Source organism: Streptomyces sp. NPDC014870, from assembly GCF_043081505.1.
In the GTDB taxonomy this organism is placed as follows: domain Bacteria; phylum Actinomycetota; class Actinomycetes; order Streptomycetales; family Streptomycetaceae; genus Streptomyces.
Genome location: NZ_JBIBWQ010000002.1, coordinates 708,285 through 727,478, shown reverse-complemented (window position 1 = coordinate 727,478; position 19,194 = coordinate 708,285). Strand labels below are relative to the sequence as shown.

General features: G+C 72.4%; 17 protein-coding genes. 11 read left to right on the top strand and 6 right to left on the bottom strand.

The window, feature by feature from the left end; genetic code table 11:
- Nucleotides 1-20: 20 nt before the first annotated feature.
- Nucleotides 21-956, bottom strand: a complete 936-nt coding sequence (sigJ, locus tag ACF09C_RS07805; protein WP_392089885.1) for an RNA polymerase sigma factor SigJ — start codon at nt 954-956, stop codon at nt 21-23.
- Nucleotides 957-1,076: 120 nt separating this feature from the next.
- Here sigJ and ACF09C_RS07800 point away from each other — a divergent pair, with 120 nt between their 5' ends.
- From ACF09C_RS07800 to ACF09C_RS07780, 5 genes are all read left to right on the top strand, one after another.
- Nucleotides 1,077-1,484 (top strand): hypothetical protein, encoded by a 408-nt coding sequence (locus tag ACF09C_RS07800; protein WP_392089883.1) that lies wholly within the window; start codon nt 1,077-1,079, stop codon nt 1,482-1,484.
- A gap of 92 nt (nt 1,485-1,576) precedes the next feature.
- A complete protein-coding gene (locus ACF09C_RS07795; protein ID WP_392089882.1) occupies nt 1,577-2,068 on the top strand; it encodes a hypothetical protein in 492 nt (163 codons plus the stop codon).
- A gap of 82 nt (nt 2,069-2,150) precedes the next feature.
- Nucleotides 2,151-2,828, top strand: a complete 678-nt coding sequence (locus tag ACF09C_RS07790; protein ID WP_392089880.1) for a GntR family transcriptional regulator — start codon at nt 2,151-2,153, stop codon at nt 2,826-2,828.
- 135 nt (nt 2,829-2,963) lie between these two features.
- The gene (locus ACF09C_RS07785) at nt 2,964-4,253 is read left to right on the top strand and encodes an amidohydrolase family protein (protein WP_392089877.1); all 1,290 of its coding nucleotides are present in this window, start codon (nt 2,964-2,966) and stop codon (nt 4,251-4,253) included.
- A 160-nt stretch (nt 4,254-4,413) separates the two neighbouring features.
- Nucleotides 4,414-5,757, top strand: coding sequence for an amidohydrolase family protein (locus ACF09C_RS07780; RefSeq protein WP_392089875.1), 1,344 nt, complete (start codon nt 4,414-4,416; stop codon nt 5,755-5,757).
- A 61-nt stretch (nt 5,758-5,818) separates the two neighbouring features.
- On the opposite strand, the gene ACF09C_RS07775 is transcribed toward ACF09C_RS07780, so the two are convergent.
- The gene (locus ACF09C_RS07775) at nt 5,819-6,358 is read right to left on the bottom strand and encodes a DoxX family protein (protein ID WP_392089873.1); all 540 of its coding nucleotides are present in this window, start codon (nt 6,356-6,358) and stop codon (nt 5,819-5,821) included.
- Nucleotides 6,359-6,571: 213 nt separating this feature from the next.
- On the opposite strand from ACF09C_RS07775, the gene ACF09C_RS07770 reads away from it, so the two are divergent.
- The 3 genes from ACF09C_RS07770 to ACF09C_RS07760 all read left to right on the top strand — a co-directional run bounded on the left by ACF09C_RS07770 (nt 6,572) and on the right by ACF09C_RS07760 (nt 9,157).
- Nucleotides 6,572-7,987, top strand: coding sequence for a dipeptidase (locus ACF09C_RS07770; protein ID WP_392089870.1), 1,416 nt, complete (start codon nt 6,572-6,574; stop codon nt 7,985-7,987).
- An 18-nt stretch (nt 7,988-8,005) separates the two neighbouring features.
- Nucleotides 8,006-8,635, top strand: a complete 630-nt coding sequence (locus ACF09C_RS07765; protein ID WP_392089868.1) for an HdeD family acid-resistance protein — start codon at nt 8,006-8,008, stop codon at nt 8,633-8,635.
- Between the two features lie 99 nt (nt 8,636-8,734).
- Nucleotides 8,735-9,157 (top strand): DUF350 domain-containing protein, encoded by a 423-nt coding sequence (locus ACF09C_RS07760; RefSeq protein ID WP_362413058.1) that lies wholly within the window; start codon nt 8,735-8,737, stop codon nt 9,155-9,157.
- An 18-nt stretch (nt 9,158-9,175) separates the two neighbouring features.
- On the opposite strand, the gene ACF09C_RS07755 is transcribed toward ACF09C_RS07760, so the two are convergent.
- From ACF09C_RS07755 to ACF09C_RS07745, 3 genes are all read right to left on the bottom strand, one after another.
- Entirely contained in the window at nt 9,176-9,631 is a 456-nt protein-coding gene (locus tag ACF09C_RS07755; protein ID WP_392089865.1) for a hypothetical protein, read from the bottom strand.
- A gap of 34 nt (nt 9,632-9,665) precedes the next feature.
- Nucleotides 9,666-11,198, bottom strand: a complete 1,533-nt coding sequence (locus tag ACF09C_RS07750) for a glycoside hydrolase family 71 protein (RefSeq protein ID WP_392089863.1) — start codon at nt 11,196-11,198, stop codon at nt 9,666-9,668.
- Nucleotides 11,199-11,336: 138 nt separating this feature from the next.
- Entirely contained in the window at nt 11,337-12,314 is a 978-nt protein-coding gene (locus ACF09C_RS07745) for an LCP family protein (RefSeq protein WP_392089861.1), read from the bottom strand.
- A 336-nt stretch (nt 12,315-12,650) separates the two neighbouring features.
- On the opposite strand from ACF09C_RS07745, the gene ACF09C_RS07740 reads away from it, so the two are divergent.
- On the top strand, nt 12,651-14,126 hold the full coding sequence (locus tag ACF09C_RS07740) for a sugar transferase (RefSeq protein WP_392090297.1): 1,476 nt from the start codon (nt 12,651-12,653) through the stop codon (nt 14,124-14,126).
- A 21-nt stretch (nt 14,127-14,147) separates the two neighbouring features.
- Here ACF09C_RS07740 and ACF09C_RS07735 read toward each other — a convergent pair whose 3' ends face one another.
- Nucleotides 14,148-15,116, bottom strand: coding sequence for a GDP-L-fucose synthase family protein (locus ACF09C_RS07735; RefSeq protein ID WP_392089859.1), 969 nt, complete (start codon nt 15,114-15,116; stop codon nt 14,148-14,150).
- A gap of 125 nt (nt 15,117-15,241) precedes the next feature.
- Here ACF09C_RS07735 and gmd point away from each other — a divergent pair, with 125 nt between their 5' ends.
- The gene (gene gmd, locus ACF09C_RS07730; protein ID WP_392089856.1) at nt 15,242-16,255 is read left to right on the top strand and encodes a GDP-mannose 4,6-dehydratase; all 1,014 of its coding nucleotides are present in this window, start codon (nt 15,242-15,244) and stop codon (nt 16,253-16,255) included.
- A 186-nt stretch (nt 16,256-16,441) separates the two neighbouring features.
- Nucleotides 16,442-19,165 (top strand): DNRLRE domain-containing protein, encoded by a 2,724-nt coding sequence (locus ACF09C_RS07725; protein WP_392089855.1) that lies wholly within the window; start codon nt 16,442-16,444, stop codon nt 19,163-19,165.
- Nucleotides 19,166-19,194: the final 29 nt, after the last annotated feature.

Below are 19,194 nucleotides of genomic sequence, written 5' to 3'. Positions count from 1 at the left end.
TGCCGACCGTCCAAGGCGGCCTAGGAATCTTCGAGTTCGCCGCCCGAGGCGTTCCACGACCGGAGTTTCTCCGGGTTGCGGACGGCCCAGATCCGGGTGATGCGGGCTTCGGTGACGTCGAACGCCGCCACGGTGACGGTCACGTCGGCGTGTTGGGCGACCAGGCCGGGGCGGCCGTTGACCGTGCGTTCCATGAGCCGGAGGCCTGGGGAGACGGCGGCGATCTGGATCAGGTACTGGGCGATGCGCTCGGCGCCCTCGACCGGGCGCAGTACGGTGCCGACCTTGCCGCCGCCGTCGGCGATCATCGCGGCGTCGGGGTCGAGGAGACCGACGAGGGCCCCGATGTCCCGGGCCTCCCAGGCCTCCTTGAAGTGCCGTACCAGATGGGCCTGTCCGGCCACCGGAGGAGACGGGTCCTTCGCGGCGCGCATGCGTCGGCGGGCGGAGGACGCCAGCTGCCGGCAGGCCGCGGGCGTACGGTCGAGGATCTCGGCGATCTCGGCGAAGGGGTACTGGAAGACGTCGTGCAGCACGAACGCCACGCGTTCGGCGGGCGTCATCGACTCCAGTACGACGAGGAAGGCCATGCTGACCGACTCGTCCAGGGTGATCCGGTCGGCGGGGTCGGCCCCGGCCTCGGCCGAGCGTGCGCCGCTCCACTCCGTACGGTCGGGCAGCGGCTCGGGTATCCACGCGCCGACGTAGCGCTCGCGCCGGGCCCGCGCCGATCCGAGCACGTCCAGGCAGACACGGCCGGCCACCGTCGTCAGCCACGCGCCGGGCGACTCGACGGCCTCGCGCTTCTGCCTCGGCATCGCGTACCAGCGGGTGTACGTCTCCTGCACGGCGTCCTCGGCCTCGGCCAGTGAACCGAGCAGCCGGTAGGCGAGGTTCGTCAGCTGCCGCCGCTCCGCGACGATCACACCGAGGCCCGGTTCGGTCGGGTCGTCCATGCTCGTTGCCACTCCGCTCCCTCGTTCTCCTCGTCCGGACGCGACCGCCCGCCTCACATTTCGCGGGCCTGTGTCGTCGGACGTACGAGACAGTACCGAGAGAGAGAAGAGGACCACGTCATGGCCGTACAGACGACGGAAGTACCGGGCCGCGTCACGTTCCTGCGGGTCGCGATCGTCCTGCAGACCGCCGCCCTCTTCTTCCAGGCGGTCACCGCCGGAATGCTGCTGTCCTCGTCGCTCGGCGCGCTGCTGCACGACGTCGGATCACGCGTGATGTACGGAGCCTCGATGCTGTACGTCATCGCCGCGATCCTGGCGTGGCGACCGGGCGGTGGTTCGCCCCGCCCCATCGCCTACGCCACCGGGTTCCTCGTCCTCGCCTCGGCGCAGGTGGTCCTGGGCATCGCCCACATGCCGTCGCTCCATGTCCCCCTGGGCATAGTGATGTTCGCGCTCAGCCTGCTGGCGCTCGTCCAGCTGGTGTCCCGTCCGTCGGCGGTGCGCCGCGCCGGCGCGGAGCTGTAGCGGTCTCAGGAGGAGCAGCTTCGTTCACTCGTGATGGTGGCCGGCGGGCGTGCGCGGGGTCCCGGCGGTGCGGTTCGGGCAACGTGGGCCCCATGGACCGCCGAACGACTCTTGTCCTGCTCACCGCGCTGCTCACGAGCGGCTGCGTCGCCGTTCCGCCGCCCGCCGCCCCGAGCCCTCCCGCCCGGGGCGGCGAGGTCTCGCCGGCCGCCGTACGACCGCCGTCGCCGCTGCCCGAGTGGCCCGCGCCGCGGGAGGCCGAGCCCAGGGAGACGCTTGCCGCCACCGAGCCGGAGGCAGGGGCCGAGGCCGAGGCAGGGGCTGCGCCTGCGGCCGGGGCGGGGCCCGAGCGGTATCGGGCGACAGGCAAGGGGAAACGGAAGGCGTCGGTCCCCGCCGCCTCCTCCCGGCCCACGGTCGCCCCGGCACGCCCTCGCCGGCAGCCGAAGAAGCCGACGAAGCCCGCGAAGCCCGCGCGCACCGAGTCGCCGACCGGGTTGCGTGCCCTGTGCAGGCAGGCCGAGGGGTCGGGTGCCGTTCCCTCCGGCGTCGTCGACCTCTGCCGGAGGACGTACGGCCGCTGACGTACCGGAGGGACGTATTCTCGCCACGGGCACGCGCGCGGCGGGAGCACGCCCGTGGCGAGAGACGGAGAAGGCGGCGAAGGTGGCAGAGCGCGGCAGAAGTGGCTCGGCGGCGAGCGGATCGGCCTCGCTGAGCGCGCAGGCGCGGGACGCCGTCCTGCAGCGCATCGTCGACCGGCGGTACGCGCAGGGGGCCCGGCTCGTCGAGCGCGAGGTCGCCGAGGAGCTGAGCATGTCGCGCGTGCCCGTACGGGAGGCGCTGCGGGCGCTGGTCGCCGAGGGGCTGCTCGAACTGCTGCCGAACAGCGGCGTCCGCGTACGACGCCTCGAACGCGTCGACGTGGAGCACCTGTACGAGGTGTGGGAGCCGCTGGCCGTCCAGGCGTCGCGGCTCGCCGCGCGGGCCGTCGTCGCGGGCGGCGAGACGGGGCTTGCCGCCCTGGAGGCGACCCTGCGCCAGGCCGAGTCGGCGGCAGCGGCGGACGAGGGGACGCGGGAGGTGGCCGCGCACACCGCGTTCCACGAGGGAGTCGTGCAGTTGGCGGGCAATCCGCTGCTCGCGCGCACCATGGAGCAGTTGAGCTGGCAGTTGCGGCTGCTCTTCGGTCTGCGCGAGGAACCGGCACACATGCGGGCCCAACACGCCGAGATGTACCGGCACATCGCCGCCGGGGACGCGGAGGCCGCGGCGGCGAGCACCCTGCTGCACGTGCGCGACAGCAGGACGGTCGCACTGCGCTCCCTCTTCGGCCCCGCGTAGGCCTTTGTATACCAGACCGACAGCCGAACCCTCCCCGTCACGCATTTTTCTGCATCTTTCTTGCCACCCTTGCTCGCCCTTCTCTGCTTGGTATACAAAACGGAGTGCCACTGTCCCCTTTCCCAGGGAGCCCCCATGTGCGTCGAAGCCACTCCGCCGCCGTCCGGCCGACTGACCCGCCGCGGTGTCCTCGCCGGTGCCGCCGCGCTCGCCGGGACCATGGCCGCCGTCACGCCCGCTTCCGCCACCGTCCCCCCCACCGGGTCCGGTGCCGCCGCCCATGACGCCCGGCGGGCGGGCGGACGTCTTCTGATCCGGGGCGGCTCCCTCCTCGACCCGGCCACCGGCGCGGTCGTCGAGGACGCCGCGGTCCTCATCCTGGACGGGACCGTTCACGCCGCCGGGCCCCACGGCAGCTTCACCGTCCCCCGAGGTGTCGAGGTGCTCGACGCGCACGGTCGCTGGATCCTGCCCGGCCTGATCGACGCGCACATCCACCTCAGCACCGCCGCCGAAGCCCGCGACGCCGTCCACAAGGGCGCGACCAGCGCGCGCAGCGGATCGACCGCGTTCTACCAGGACATCGCCGTCCGCGAACTCGCCCGCCACAGCCCCGCCCTCGCGCCCCGGCTGACGGCCGCCGGGGTCTTCGTGACCCCCGACCTCGGCGACACCGTGCTCGCCGACCCCGACCTCACCCCGCTCGCCCGGCTGAAGGAGGGCGTGCGCTCGGCGGAGGCCCTGCGCCGCGTCGTGGAGGTCAACCTCGCCCGCGGCGCGGACGTCGTCAAGACCCGGGTCAACGAGCGCGCCGGCCTCCCGGAGCAGGACCCGCTCGCCCAGGTCTACTCGCACGAGCAGCTCTCGGAGATCGTCGCGGCGGCCCGGAAGCGCGGCAAGGGCGTCCTGTGCCACAGCTACAGCGAGCAGGGCTGCCACGACGCGGTCACCGCCGGCGTCCGATCCCTGGAGCACGGCGCGTTCGTCGGTGAGCGCACCCTGGGCGAGATGCGCCGCAGGGGTACGTTCTTCACCCCCACCCTCACCGCCATCGCGGGCCTGGCCGAGTCGCCCGACCCGGTGCTGGCTGAGCGGGGCCGCACGTACCTCCCCGTCCTGAAGCGGGCCGTCCTCGCGGCGTACGAACGCGGTGTCCCGCTCGCAGCCGGGACCGACTCGTCCGGCGGCACCGTGCGCCCGATCGGCCGGGAGGTCGAACTGATGCGGGCGGCCGGTCTGCCGGCACTCGACGCGATCCGCACCGCCACGACCGGCGCGGCCCGCCTCCTGGGCCTCGAACGCACGGCGGGCCGCCTCGCTCGCGGCTTCGCGGGCGACGCGATCCTCGTCGACGGCGACCCGCTGGCCGACGTCACCGTGCTCAAGCGCCCGGTGCGGGTGGTACGGGCGGGCTTCGCCCTCTGACCTCCTCGTCGAAGGGTCCCCCTTCGGCTGCGGGGCTGCCCGTCCCCGTCCCCGCCCCGTCCCCGTCCCCGTCCCCGTCCCCCAGGACATCTCTCCGCTCACCCCGGCCACTCCCCACCCTCCCCGCCTCCCGCTCTCCCGCGATCCCCAAGGAGCCCCCGTGCAGCCCTCCTCTCCTTCCGTCAGCTCCTCCAGCTCCTCCAGCGCGCTCTCGCGCCGCACGATGCTGGCCGGCGCGGCCGCGTTCGCCGGGGCGACGGCCACGTCGGGCGTCGCCGCGGCCCCCGCCGAGGCGGCGGCCTCCGGTCGGCCCGGGCCTCGGGACAGGGCCGTGGTCTTCCGTGACGTGCGGGTGTTCGGCGCCGCGAAGGCGACGGACCTCGTGGTCGTCGACGGCCGCGTGGCGGGCGGTCCTGCTCCGCGTGGCGCGAAGATCGTCGACGGTGGCGGACGGATCGCGCTCCCGTCGCTCGTGGACGCGCACATCCACCCCGACAAGACGACCTGGGGCGGCTCCTGGGTCTCCCGGCGGCCGGCGAGCGGCATCGCCGACTACGTCGCCCAGGACGTCGAGTTGTTCCGCGCCCAGCGCCGGCCCGTGGCGAAGCGGGCGTACGGGCTCATGGCGCACGCCGTCTCGCGCGGTACGCGGGCGATGCGCGCGCACGCCGATGTGGCCCCCGCCTACGGGCTCGCGGGCGTGGAGGGCGTGGCGGAGGCCCGCGAGCGGCTGCGGCACGCCCTCGACGTGCAGATCGTCGCCTTCCCGCAGCACGGAGTCGTCCGTACTCCGGGTACGGCGGAGTTGCTGGAGGAGGCGGCGCGCTCCGGTGCGATCGACATGATCGGCGGCATCGACCCGGCGGGGTTCGACGATGCCCTCGACGAGCAGCTCGACCTCGTCTTCGGCATCGCGGAGCGCCACGGCGTCGGCGTGGACATCCATCTGCACGACCGCGGTGAGAAGGGGCTCTCGGCCCTGCGCGGAATCGTCGAGCGCACCCGCGCGCTGTCCCTGGCCGGCCGGGTCACCGTCAGCCACGTCTTCTGCCTCCCGGGTCTGACGGACAGGGAACTCGGTTCCCTCGCCGCCGACTTGGGCGAGCAGGACATCGCCCTCACCACGGTGGCGCCGTCCGACTCCCTCGTCCTGCCGATCGCCCGGCTGCGCGAGCACGGGGTGCGGGTCGGGCTCGGCTCCGACGGCGTGCGTGACTCCTGGAGCCCCTTCGGCAACGCCGACATGCTCCACCGGGCGCAGCTGCTCGGTTGGGTGACGGACGTGCGGCTCGACGAGGAGCTGGCGAACTGTTACCGCGTCGCGGCCCATGGCGGCGCGGACGTGATGGGCCTCGCCCACGCCGACCTCGCGCCGGGCGCCCCGGCCGACTTCGTCCTCGTCGCGGGCGAGTGCCTGCCCCAGGTCGTGGTGGACATGCCCCGCCGCGACATGGTCGTCCACGGCGGGGTCGTCGTCGCCCGCGACGGGGAGTTCCTCGACTAGGACGCCCCGTACGGCGTCCGCGCTGTCCGCCTCGACGACGTCCGTGTGCGCGCCGTCCTGCCTACGCCCCGTCCGTCTCCGCCTCGTGCGCGGCCTCCGCCCTGGCCTGGGCGCGGCGGCCCACGACGGCGGCGGCCGCGACGGCGCTGCCGAGGAAGGCGGTCGCGACGACCCAGGGGCGGTCAAGGACGTGGCAGGTGGCGTGGTCGAGGGAGTAGCGGCCGGCGCCCGCGACGCCGATGGCGGCCGCCGTGAAGCCGAGGAACGCCGGGTACTCGTAGCCGCCGCCCTGGGCGAAGAAGCCCGCCGGGGCGTGGACGGCGACCGCGCCCGCCATCGCCCCGGCCGCGGCGGCGCCTGCCGCCGGGGTGGCCAGGCCGAGCGCCAGCAGGACCCCGCCGCCCGTCTCGCCGAGACCCGCGGCGATCGCGCTCTCGCGCGGCGGGTGGAAGCCCATCGCCTCCATCCCCTTCGCCGTGCCCTCCACTCCGCCGCCCCCGAACCAGCCGAACAGCTTCTGTGTGCCGTGCGCGGCGAGAACGGCACCGGTGCCGACCCGCAGGACGAGAAGCCCGAGGTCGCGTCGGTTGAGGGTGGTCATCTGGGTCTCCCTGGGCAAGGCGGCAGGAGGCGTGCGTCGTCCACGGCGGTCTTTCGCCGTCGTCTCCCACTGTCGCCGCGGCCCGCCCCCGGGCCTCGGTGTTGTTGCTCCACATGGGGAAGTTTTGCGCCCTTTGTCCCGTCCTGCTTGAGTGGGAGGGCCTCTGCCGCTCGGGCCGCCGCCCAGGAGCAGGCCGCATGGAAGTGGGTGCCCATGTCCACCGAGTCCACCGAGTCCGTCGGGACCGGCGAGCGCGCCGCGGCCACGGAGTCCGCCGCGCTCCGCGCCCGGGTCCGCGCGCTGATGCCCCGGGCCAAGGAGGATCTGACCGAGCTGGTGTCGATGCGCTCGGTCGCCGACCCGCGCCAGTTCCCGCCCGAGGAGTGCGCCGAGGCAGCCGACTTCCTGGTGCGCGCCTTCACGGAGGCGGGGCTCCAGGACATGCGCCGGGTCACCACCCCGGACGGCACCGACGCGGTCGTCGGCCACGCGCCCGGCCCCGAGGGCTCCCCCACCGTGCTCCTCTACTGCCACTACGACGTGCAACCGCCGCTGGACGACGACGCCTGGACCACTCCGCCGTTCGAGCTGACCGCGCGCGACGGCCGCTGGTACGGGCGCGGTACGGCGGACTGCAAGGGCAACATCGCCATGCACCTCACCGCGCTCAGGGCCCTGCGCGACGCCTCCGCCGGGGGTGGTTTCCCGGTGTCGCTGAAGTTCGTGGCCGAGGGCTCGGAGGAACAGGGCACCGGAGGGCTTGAGCAGCTGGTACCGATGCGGCCCGAACTCTTCGCCGCGGACTGTCTGTTGATCTGCGACACCGGCAACTTCGCGCTCGGCCTGCCGACGGCGACGACCTCGCTGCGCGGGCTCGCCAACGTCGTCGTCACCGTCTCCACGCTCAAGGGCGAGATGCACTCCGGCATGTTCGGCGGCCCGGCGCCGGACGCCCTGGCCGCGCTGGTACGGATCCTCGACAGCCTCCGCGACGAGCACGGCAACACGGCGGTCACGGGCCTCGCGGGCGACGGCCGGTGGGACGGGGTGGCGTACCCGGTCGAGCAGTTCCGCACCGACGTCGGGGCTCTCGACGGGGTCGCGCTCCTCGGTTCGGGTTCGGTCGCGGACGAGTTGTGGGCCCGGCCCGCGGTCACGGTCCTCGGCATCGACTGCCCGCCGGTGGTGGGCTCCTCCGCGGCCGTCCAGGCGAAGGTACGGGCCCGGGTGAGCCTGCGGGTCCCGCCCGGGGTGGACGCGGACGTCGCGCTGCGCGCGCTCACCGACCATCTGACCTCGGCCGCTCCGTGGGGCGTACGCGTCGAGGTGGAGGCCGAGGGCACGGGCCAGCCCTTCCGGGCGCGTACGGACGGGCCGGCGTACCGGGCGCTGGGCGCGGCGATGCGCGAGGCGTACGGGAGGGACATGGTCCAGTCCGGGCAGGGCGGTTCGATCCCGCTCTGCAACGTCCTGGCCGGCCGGTTCCCCGACGCCGAGATCGCGTTGATCGGGGTGGAGGAGCCGGGCTGTCTCATCCACGCCCCCAACGAGAGCGTGGATCCCGGCGAGATCGAGCACATGGCGCTCGCGGAGGCGCTCTTCCTCAGTTCGTACGCGACACCGCTCTGAGCGGACGGGAGTGTTCCCATGACCCAGACCCCTCACCGACCGTCCGACGACCCCTACGGGAGCGGGCGCCGGGACCAGGACGTGCTGCCCGGGCCGCTCGGCATGCTGGCCGGCGCCGCCTGGCAGGCGCTGCTCGTCGCCGGGCTCGCCTCGCTCGTCCTCGGGATCCTGGTCCTTGTCTGGCCGGGCGCCTCGCTCTTCGTGGCGGGCGTGCTCTTCGGCCTGTATCTGCTGTTCAGCGGTGTGATGCAGCTGGTCGCGGCCTTCGGGACGCACGCCTCGACCGCGCTGCGGGTGATGGCGTTCATCAGCGGCACGCTGTCGATCCTGCTGGGTCTGTTCTGCTTCAAGGGCGAGACGCAGTCGACCCTGCTGCTCGCGCTGTGGATCGGGATCGGCTGGCTGTTCCGCGGGATCACCATGACCGTGGCCGCCGCCTCCGACCCGGCGATGCCCGCACGGGGATGGCAGATCTTCCTGGGGATCGTCAACGCCCTGGCCGGCATCGTCCTGATCGTCTCGCCGCTCGAATCGGCGACGGTGCTCATCGTCCTGGGCGGTGTGTGGCTGCTCGTCGTGGGGGCCGTCGAGATCGCCACCGCTCTCCGGGTCCGCTCGCGCCCGAAGGACCTGCCGCCGGGCATCTGAACCGTCCCACCGGGCAGCCGACCTCGGTCTATGCGCTACATTTTGCCGGTCCTTGACCGCGATCACTCACGATCACTCATTTCTCGGAGCCGGCAACCCATGAGCGACATCGTCAACGGCCTCGGCCGGGCCTCCGCCTACGGCGCCCTCGGCGTGGTCCTGCTGATCCTCGGCATCGTCCTGGTGGACGTGCTCACGCCGGGGAAGCTCGGGCGCCAGATATGGGAGGAGCGCAACCGCAACGCCGCGACGCTGCTCAGCTCCGCGCTGCTCGGTATCGGCGGCATCGTCTTCACCTCCATCTGGACGACCTACGACGACTTCGGCAAGGGCCTCGCCTCGACGGCCGCCTTCGGTCTGCTGGGTCTCGTCATGATGGCCGTCGCCTTCCTGGTGGTGGACCTGGTCACGCCGGGCAAGCTCGGCGCCACCCTCGTCGACCCGCAGCCGCACCCGGCGGTCTGGGTGACGGCCTCCTGCAACCTCGCGGTGTCCGCGATCGTCTCCGCCTCCATCGCCTGAGCCGGCACGGGACACCCCCTAGGAGCTGCCCAGCGGCTCCACTTCGAGGAACCGTCTGCGGCGCGGCCCCCGGTAGAGCAGCGCGTCCCAGCCGAGCCGCTCCAGCGCGGGTACGCAGCCGCGCAGGGCGGACTCCTCCTCCTGCGCGGCCCCGCCACCGGGCGGTCCGACCCACTCGACGACGGCCGTGCCGGCCCGCTCCCCTGCCGTGACCCGGTAGCCCGTCGCCACCCGCGCGCCCGAGGCGTCGACGGCGGAGGGTGCGATGCCCGCCGCCTCCAGTGCGAGCGCCACCGCCCGGACGGGCTGTCTCCGCTCCCACTCGGCGGCACCCGTCCCGCCGGTCAGCCGCCGGATCTGCAGCAGCCCTTCGAGGGCCGCCCGCACCTCACGCGATCTCTGTTCCACGTCTCCCTCCGGCAGCGGCGGTTCGTCCCCCGTCGCCGCCTCGAAGACCCCCCGTTTCGTCGTCATGTCCCCACCGTAGGACCCGCCACTGACACCCGCTTCAGCGCTGGGCGCGTCCGCTCGTGACCGCGTAGTACTGCAGGTCCTGCCGGTCGACGGGGCGGCGGACCGGGTACCGGCTGGTGACCGTCGTGGTGGTCGTGCCGTCCCGTACGGCGGTGGCGGAGCTGTGTCCGGTGAGCAGGGGCAGCAGACGCGCGTGGACCCCGGACGGCGCGCGGTAGGTGTCGGTGGCGGTGCCGGTTCTGGTGCGGATCTCGGCCGGGGCGGTGAGGAAGGAGAGGACCTCGACGGTGTCGCGCGGGGTCGCGGTGCCCTCGCGGGGCCGTATCACCTGGGGCTGGCGCGTGGCGGGCGGCAGGTCGTCGACGAACTGGACGCGTGCGGTGAGGTAGAGGGTGTCGCGCAGGATCGTGGGCCAGGTACCGGTCTTGAAGCGGGTCAGGTAGTAGGAGCAGAGGTCCAGGTAGGCGTGGCCGTTGTGCAGCGACGGCGCGACATGGCTGCCTTCGGAGTAGTCGTTCCAGGTGGTGAGCTGGACCCAGTCGGCGCGGGCGTCGATGGCTGCCTGCCAACTGGCGCGCAGGGTCTCGGTGTTGCCGGCCTCGTCGAAGAGGCCCTGGTTGGGCCGGGCGTCCTGGACGGAGACGGGGTGCATCCAGATCTTGCCGAGCCGGTGGGCCCGTCGGGCGTCGGCGACCGCCCCGGACTGCCGGTCGGGGCTGCGGGCGCCCCACTCGGAGAGGCCGTGGCTGATCGCGGCGTAGTGGTCCCGGTCGGGGGTGAAGTCGAGGAAGAGCGGGACGAGGGCGGTTCTGATGCCGTGCCGGGTCTCCAGGTCGCGCATCATGGTCCGCCACCACTCCGCGCTCTTCGCCTCGGCCTTGAACGGGGTGACGACCAGTCTGCCGTCGGGGAGCCGGTGCGCGGAGGGGTGGCGGGCCAGGTCCGCGAGGAGGTCGGCGAGCGAGGCGGGGGTGGCGTCGGTGAGGGCCGTCATGTCGGGCATGAGCTGGATCCGGAAGCCCTGGTCCTCCTCCCGCGCCGCCCTGAGCAGGAGTTCGGCCCGCTCGCGGTGGCGTCCGGCCTCGGAGAGCAGGTCGAGGGTGAAGCCGTCGAGACCGGCGTCGCGGGCGGTGCGGATCTCCTGGCGGAGGTGGGCGAGTTCCCAGTCGCCGTCCTCGGGCGCGGCCGGGAGCGGGCGGTCGCGGAGGAGTCCTCCGTAGGCGCTGTGCTTGCCCTTCTCTCCGTCCGGGGTGAGGTAGTTCCGCGTGTAGTAGTCGCGGTCCGCGGGCTCGTTGTCGAGGGAGAGGGGGTACGGGGTGAAGTAGTGGGCGAAGACGAGCTTCGGTGAGCGGCGCAGTTCGGCGGTGGGTGGCAGGTCGAAGGGGAGGGCGGTGCTGTACGCCTTGGAGGACGCCGGCGCGGTGTCCACCGGCCCGTCCGCGCGCAGGGCCCCCGCCGTGGCGATGCCGGCCCAGGCGCCGAGGAGCAGGACGCCGAGGGCGATGCCCGCGAGGATCCCGCGCCGTCCGGAGGTCCTACGGTTCCGGCCTGAGGACCTGTCAGCCATGGGCGTCCTTGGGGTTCTTCGGGTCCGCTCGCGCGCTCCCGTCGGGGTCCCGCCGACGGCCTCGGATCCGTGCGGGCTGGCTGTAGTACAGCCGATGACCGGCGGGGGAACAACCACCGTCGGGCGGGTCGCGGCCGGCTAGGACGTACCGCTTCCGAGGCGGTCGGTGCGGTGAGCGGCGACGTAGGCGGCCATGGTGTCGTTCCGCATCGCCTCCCACAGGGCGCCGGATTCCTTCGCGTCGAGGAGGACGACGGACTGGCCCTTGATCGTGTCGGTGCCGGCGACGGGGGCGTTCATGAAGACCATGTCGGCGGGGCGAACGGACTTGTGGTCCCAGAGGAGTTCGCGCAGATCGCCGTCGCTGAGCCGGTCGTCGACGCTGACGCTCGCCGTGAGGTCGTCGAGGAGTTCGGCGGTGCGGACCGGGTTGGTGAGGTTGCGGGTGGTCATGGCCTTGGTGAGGACGGCGCGCAGGAAGTTCTGCTGGCGTTGGGTGCGGTCGAGGTCGCCGCGCGGCAGGTTCTTGCGCTCGCGCACGTAGACGAGGGCCTGCTCGCCGTTCATGTGGCGGACGGTGCCGTCGACGCGGAGGTCGACGCCGCCGACGGTGTCGGTGAGCTGCTTGAACCCCTCCCAGTCGATGACGGCGAGATGGTCGACGCGGACGTCGGTGAGGCGTTGGACGGTGTCGATGAGCAGGGGCGGGCCGCCCCAGGAGAAGGCGGCGTTGAGCTTGGACCTGCCGTGTCCGGGGATGTCGACCCAGGAGTCGCGGGGCAGGGAGACCACGTAGGCGCCTGAGTGGTCGGCCGGGAGGTGGACCAGCATCATCGTGTCGCTGCGCTGGGCTCCGTACGTCCACGTCGGGGCCTTGGCGTCCCGTCCGGTGGTGGGCAGGTCGGAGCGGCTGTCGACGCCAACGAGCAGGAACGTTTGGCCACCCTTGGAGGGGGCCGGTTGCTCGGCGGGCGGGACATGGGTGGGGAAGGCGCCGGGGATGCGGTCGACCTTGCCGGTGTAGTGCTCGACCGCCCACCAGCCGGCGCCGCCGGCCAGCAGGACGCCGAGAGCGAGGAGGGCGAGCGCGGCCAGCAGGACGCGTTTCGGGCTCACCCGGCGCTTACGTGGCGTGACGGACGGTGTGCTTTCCGCCACATCTTCGACTCTCTCCCCCATCGCGACCTCGTCCCCCACCGACACGTCCCCACCCCTTGTCCTCATGGCTTCACGTGCGTCAACTCCCGTTGGACAGACGTATCATGCGCCCGGCCGTGTCCACACCGGCCCCGATGTCACGAGATGAATACGCCATCACCTTCTGAGGTCGTTCGCGTGAACTGCAGCGGACGTGCGCGCGTATGTCGTACTGTTCCGGCGTTGCGACGCTTGTTCGTCGATCAGGGGGTCGACGAACAAGGTGGCGAACGTCGACACGTGCCTGGGGGGTACATGTGGCATGCCCGCACCACTGAGACCAACTCCACTGATACCGCTGCCGGTTCACCTGCAGCGGCGCCACGTCCGCGCGCGAAGGCGGGCTGGTATCCGGTCCTCGCGCTGACCGTGGACGCCCTGGGGGTGGGCGTACCGGTGGCGTCGATCCTCCATCTGGAGCGCCAGCCGTACGCCTCCGCGGCCGCCGTCGTCGCGGCCCTGTCCTGGGTCGTGGTGCGGGCGCTGCGGCGGAGGTACGCGCGGCGGGAGCTCGGAGAGTCGCGGGGCAGTCTGCCGGTCCTGCACGACTGGCTGATCCTGCTGGGCGTGCTCGCCGTGCTGCGGGCCGCCGCGGATCTGCACCATCCGGCGCTGCTCTGCCTCGCCGTGCTGCTGCCCGCGCCCGTACTCACGCTCATCTGCTCGAAGTTGACGTGGCATCACCTGGTCGCGGCGCGTCGGGAGGCGCAGGTGGTCACCCGGGTGCTCGTCCTCGGCGAGCCGACGGCGGCCGGTGACGTGGCCGAGCACCTGGCCGGCCGCACGGAGCACCCGTACGTCGTGGTCGGTGTGGTGGCCATAGGCGAGGGTCCGGTCCGCACCGGCGCGCCCGTCGCGGCCCGGCTGGGTACCGAGGCACCGGAGAGCGCCGACGGCGACACCTGCCATGTCCTCACGGCGGCACGCGAGTTGGAGGCGGACATCGTGCTCGTGGCGGCCGGTCCCCGGATGGCGGGCGAGCGGTTGCGCCGGCTGTCCTGGGGGTTGCACGACGCCGGGACGGAACTGGCCCTGGCGCCGGGCCTGGTGGAGTGCGCGGTGAAGCGACTGGAGACGACGTCGGCGGCCGGTCTCGCGCTGCTGCGGGTTGCTCCGCCGCTGCGCAGCGGGGTGCAGCCGCTGCTGAAGTCCGTGGTGGACCGGGCGGGCGCGGCCTTCGGCCTGCTGCTCCTGTCGCCGGTGTTCCTGGCGATCGGCGCGGCCGTGCGGCTCGGCTCGCAGGGTCCGGTCTTCTACCGGCAGGTGCGGATAGGGCAGGGCCGGGCGCCGTTCGTGATGTGGAAGTTCCGCACGATGTTCCTGGACGCCGACGCCCGCAAGGCGGAGTTGGAGCGCGCCAACGAGAACGACGGGCTGATGTTCAAGATGCGGCGCGATCCGCGGGTGACGCGGGTGGGCCGGCTGCTGCGCCGCACCTCGCTGGACGAGCTGCCGCAGCTGATCAACGTCCTGCTCGGGTCGATGTCGCTGGTCGGGCCGCGCCCGCCGCTGCCGGACGAAGTGGCGCGGTACGGGGACGTGGAGCTGCGGCGGCTTGCCGTACGGCCGGGGATGACGGGGTTGTGGCAGATCAGCGGCCGGTCGGACCTGTCGTGGGACGAGACGGTCGAGCTCGATCTGCACTATGTGGACAACTGGTCCTTCACCAGTGATGTGGATGTCATGGCCCGTACGTTCCGCGCCGTCGTCGACGGTCGCGGAGCGTACTGACGGGCCGGCCGCCGCATGAGATCAGTGCTGTTCCCGCCACCAGGCGTAGGTGGCGGCGATGCCGTCCGGCAGGGCGACGGCGGGCTTCCAGCCGAGGCCGGTGAGCCGCGAGACGTCGAGGAGCTTGCGCGGGGTGCCGTCGGGCTTGCTCGTGTCCCAGGCGATCTCCCCCTGATATCCCGTCACCTCGGCCACCGTATGGGCGAGTTCGCGGATCGTGAGGTCCTCGCCGCAGCCGATGTTGACCGGCTCGTCGCCGTCGTAGCGGTCCAGGAGGACGGCGCAGGCGGCGGCGAGGTCGTCGACGTGCAGGAACTCGCGGCGCGGGGTGCCGGAGCCCCAGAGGGTGATCTTCTCCCGGCCCTCCTCGCGGGCCTCGTGGAAGCGGCGGATCAGGGCGGGCAGGACGTGCGAGCTGTGCAGGTCGAAGTTGTCGCCGGGGCCGTAGAGGTTGGTCGGCATCGCCGAGACGTAGGCGGCGCCGTACTGCTTGCGGTACGCCTGGATCTGCACGATCCCGGCGATCTTGGCCAGCGCGTAGGCCTCGTTGGTGGGCTCCAGCGGGCCGGTGAGCAGGGCGTCCTCGGTGATGGGCTGCGGGGCGAGCCGGGGGTAGATGCAGGACGAGCCGAGGAAGAGCAGCCGGCCGACGCCCGCGGCGTGCGCGCCGGCGACGACGGCGAGCTGGATCCTGAGGTTCTCCTCCAGGAACTGCACCGGGTAGGTGCTGTTCGCCATGATCCCGCCGACCTTCGCGGCGGCGAGCACGACGGCGTCGGGACGGGTCTCGGCGAGGAAGGCGGCGGTGCGTTCGTCGTCGCGCAGATCGAGTTCGGCGCGGGTCCTGGTGATCACCCGGTGCCCGTCGGCGGTGAGCCGGCGGGCGATCGCGGACCCCACGAGGCCGCGGTGGCCCGCGACGAATATCCGGGACCGCTCGGGCAGGTACGACGTCGTTGCTCTCGGGGCTGCGCTCGTCGATTCAGTCATGGCCCGGATCATGCCAGGCCGAGTGGGACCTCAGTACCGCAGATCGGGATAGAAGGCCTGTAACACACCACAACCGCATCACCCGGACCGGCTGGGGGCCGGTCCGTCAGGGAGGGACAGCACGCATGGGCAAGACCGCACTCATCACCGGCGTCACCGGGCAGGACGGCTCGTACCTGGCCGAACTGCTGATGTCCAAGGGCTACACGGTGCACGGCCTGGTCCGCCGCTCGTCGAGCTTCAACACCGAGCGGATCGACCACATCTACCAGGACCCGCAGCAGGCGAATCGTTCCCTCGTTCTGCACCACGCGGATCTCTCGGACGGTGTGGCGCTGGTGAACCTGCTCCGGGACCTCCGCCCCGACGAGGTCTACAACCTCGGCGCGCAGTCCCATGTGCGGGTCTCCTTCGACGCACCGCTGTACACCGGTGACGTGACCGGCCTCGGCGCGCTGCGGCTCCTGGAGGCGATCCGGGCGAGCGGCATCGACACCCGGATCTACCAGGCGTCCTCCTCGGAGATGTTCGGCGCGACCCCGCCGCCGCAGAACGAGGGGACTCCGTTCCATCCGCGCAGCCCGTACGGCGCGGCGAAGGTCTTCGCGTACTGGGCGACCGTCAACTACCGTGAGGCGTACGGCATGTTCGCGGTGAACGGGGTGCTGTTCAACCACGAGTCGCCGCGCCGGGGCGAGACCTTCGTGACCCGCAAGGTGACCCGTGCGGTCGCCCGGATCAAGGCGGGGCTGCAGGACCGGCTCTATCTGGGCAACCTCGACGCCGTACGCGACTGGGGGTACGCCCCCGAGTACGTCGACGCGATGTGGCGGATGCTCCAGCGGGACGAGCCGACCGACTACGTGGTGGCGACCGGAATCCCCTCGACGGTACGGCAGTTCGTGGAGACGGCGTTCACCCACGCCGGGCTCGACTGGTCCGAGCATGTGCGGTACGACCCCAAGTACGAGCGCCCCAGCGAGGTGGACGCGCTGATCGGCGACGCCGGCCGGGCCCGGGACCTGCTCGGCTGGAAGCCCTCCGTACAGGTGGACGAGCTGGCCCGGATCATGGTCGACGCCGATGTCCGGCTCGTGGAGGACCAGTTGGCCGGGGCCACGGTGCGCATCGACCGCTGACCTGCTGGTTCCGGCCCCGCAGTCGCCCCTGGGGCGGTGGCGGCCCGGGCGACCACGGGGCCGGATGGTACGAGATTCGCCAAGTGGCCTTTTCCGACTGTCAGTTCGTCGTACAGTTCGCATTCATCAGATGGCAGTTGCACCACTTCACGCCACATTGACTGGGCTATCACGCCTGGGGGGAACATGCGTAGATCCTGGGGGCTCACCGCTGCCCTCGTCCTGACCGTCGCGGCCGGAGCCGGAGGCTCTCTGGCCCCGACGGCCGCGGCCCTGACGCCGCCGGTGGCCTTCACCGCGGACGATCTGCCGACCTGGCAGACCAACGGTGTCGTCTGGGCACTGGCCGAGACGAACGACACCGTCTTCGTCGGCGGCACCTTCTCCGAGGTGCGCCCGCCCGACGGCACCACCGGCGCCGCGAAGAGCGCCGTCAACTTCGCGGCGATGGACGCGGCCACGGGCGCGCCCACCGACTGCACCCTCTCCTTCACCGTCGGCAGCGGCACCGCGACCGTGCGGACGCTCGTCGTCTCGCCGGACAAGAAGACGCTGTACGCGGGCGGTTACTTCGGCGCCGTCAACGGCACGCCGGTCTCCAGCCTCGCCGCGATCGACGTCGCTACCTGCACCCCGAGGTCCAACTTCACGCCGAGCTTCCCCGCGACCGTGCGGGCGCTCGCCGTCACCGACACCACCATCTACGCGGCCGGCGACTTCGGCACCGTCGAGGGGCAGACCCGGCAGCGCTTCGCGGCCATCACCACCGGCGGGGAGCTGCTGCCGTTCACGGCCAACGCCGACGAGCCGGGCCGCGCCGTCGAGGTGACGCCCGACGGCCAGAACGTCCTGCTGGGCGGGGACTTCTTCACCGTCAACGGCGCCAACTCGCACGCCCTGGCCGTCGTGAACGCCACCACCGGCGCCGTGACGAAGGCGTACCCCAACGGCTGGATCCCGCAGAACTCCGTCGTCAAGGACATCGAGACCGACGCCACCGGCTTCTACACCGGCAACGAGGGCACCGGCGGCGGTGTCTTCGACGGCCGGATCGCCCTGAACCTGTCGAACTTCGAGCAGCGCTGGCGCGACACCTGCCTCGGCGCCACCCAGGCCGTCCGCTCGTACGAGGGCGTCCTCTACAGCGCCTCGCACGCCCACGACTGCTCCAGCGTCGGCGAGTTCCCCGACGGGCGCCGTTACCACCTGCTCGCCCAGCCGACCACGTCGACCGGCAAGCTCGGCTGGTTCCCCGACACCAACGACGGCATCGGCGAGGGCATCGGCCCGCGCGCCTTCACCATCTCGGGCACCGGAGCCACCAAGTACCTGTGGGTGGGCGGCGAGTTCACCACCACCAACGGGGCGCCCGCGCAGGGGCTGACCCGCTTCGCCTCAGGTCCCGACACCGGCGCGCCGACCGTCCCGGTCGCGAGCGCCGCCGCCGTCTCTCCGAACGCGGTGCAGATCCGCTGGCGTTCCAGCCTGGACCTGGACGACTCGCGGCTCACGTACAAGGTCTACCGCAACGGCGCCGCGACCCCGATCGCCACCGTCCAGGGCGACTCGCTGCACTGGTCCCGCCCCCAGGTGTCGTTCAAGGACACCGCCGTGACCCCGGGCCAGACCTACACCTACCGGGTGACCGCGGGCGACGCGGACGGCAACACCAGCGCCCTGTCGGCGACGTCCACCGTGACCGTGCCGACGTCCCCGGAGCCGTACGCCTCCCGCGTGATCGCCGACGGTGCGTCGCTGTACTGGCGCTTCGACGAGTCGACGACGCCGTACGCGGCCGACTCCTCCGACAGCGGCAACAACAGCGGTCTGTACGTCAACGCCCCCGCGCTGCGGCAGACCCCGGGTGCCGTCTCCGGCGCCTCCACGGCCGTCGCGCTCAACGGCACGGACGAGCAGATCCACAGCGACAAGCGGCAGTCCGTCACCGGCCCCTTCACCGTCGAGACCTGGTTCAAGACCACCACCAACCGCGGCGGGAAGCTGATCGGCTTCGGCAGCAACACCACGCGCAACAGCGGTAACTACGACAAGCACCTGTACATGACGAACTTCGGCAACATCGTCTTCGGCGTGTACAACGGCTCCACCCGGACCCTGACCTCCCTCGGCTCGTACAACAACGGCGCCTGGCACCACGCCGTGGGCACCCAGGGCCCGGAGGGCATGCGGCTCTACATCGACGGCAAGCTGGTCGGCTCCAACAGCGTCACCACCAACCAGCAGTACGACGGCTACTGGCACGTCGGCGCCGACAACCTCGGCAGCTGGCCGCTGCGCCCGACGAGCAGCTTCTTCGCCGGCCAGCTCGACGAGGCCGCCGTCTACCCGACGGCCCTCACCGCCACTCAGGTCGCCCAGCACCACAGCCTGGCCACCGCCCCCGCCGACACGGTCACCACCGTCACGGCCACGGAGGACACGTACGCCAACGCGGGCGCTCCCGGCACCAACTACGGCACGTCCAGCTCGCTGGCCGTCCGGGGCACCTCGGCGTACGAGTCGTACCTGCGCTTCCCGCTGCCCGCCGCCCCGGCGGGCAAGGTCCTCAAGAGCGCCCGGCTCGCGGTCAAGACGACCACGATGACCGGCGCGGGATCGACCGACTCCGTCTCGGTCGTGCCCGTCACGGGGGCCTGGGCGCAGGACACGGTGACGTACAACAACCGGCCCGCCCTCGGCGCGACGCCGGTGGGGACGCTGCAGGGCGCGGTGGACGGTTCGACCGTCTACTCGGCCACGCTGGACACCGCCGCGGTCACGGCCGCGCTCGGCGGCTCGTACAGCCTGGCGCTGACCAGCACCGGGACCGATCCGCTGTGGCTCTGGTCGTCCGAGGCCACGGCGGCGGAGGGCACTCCGCAGCTGGTCCTGACCTTCGGCGCGCCGTAACCGGTCACCGTCCCTCCACCACCGGAAGC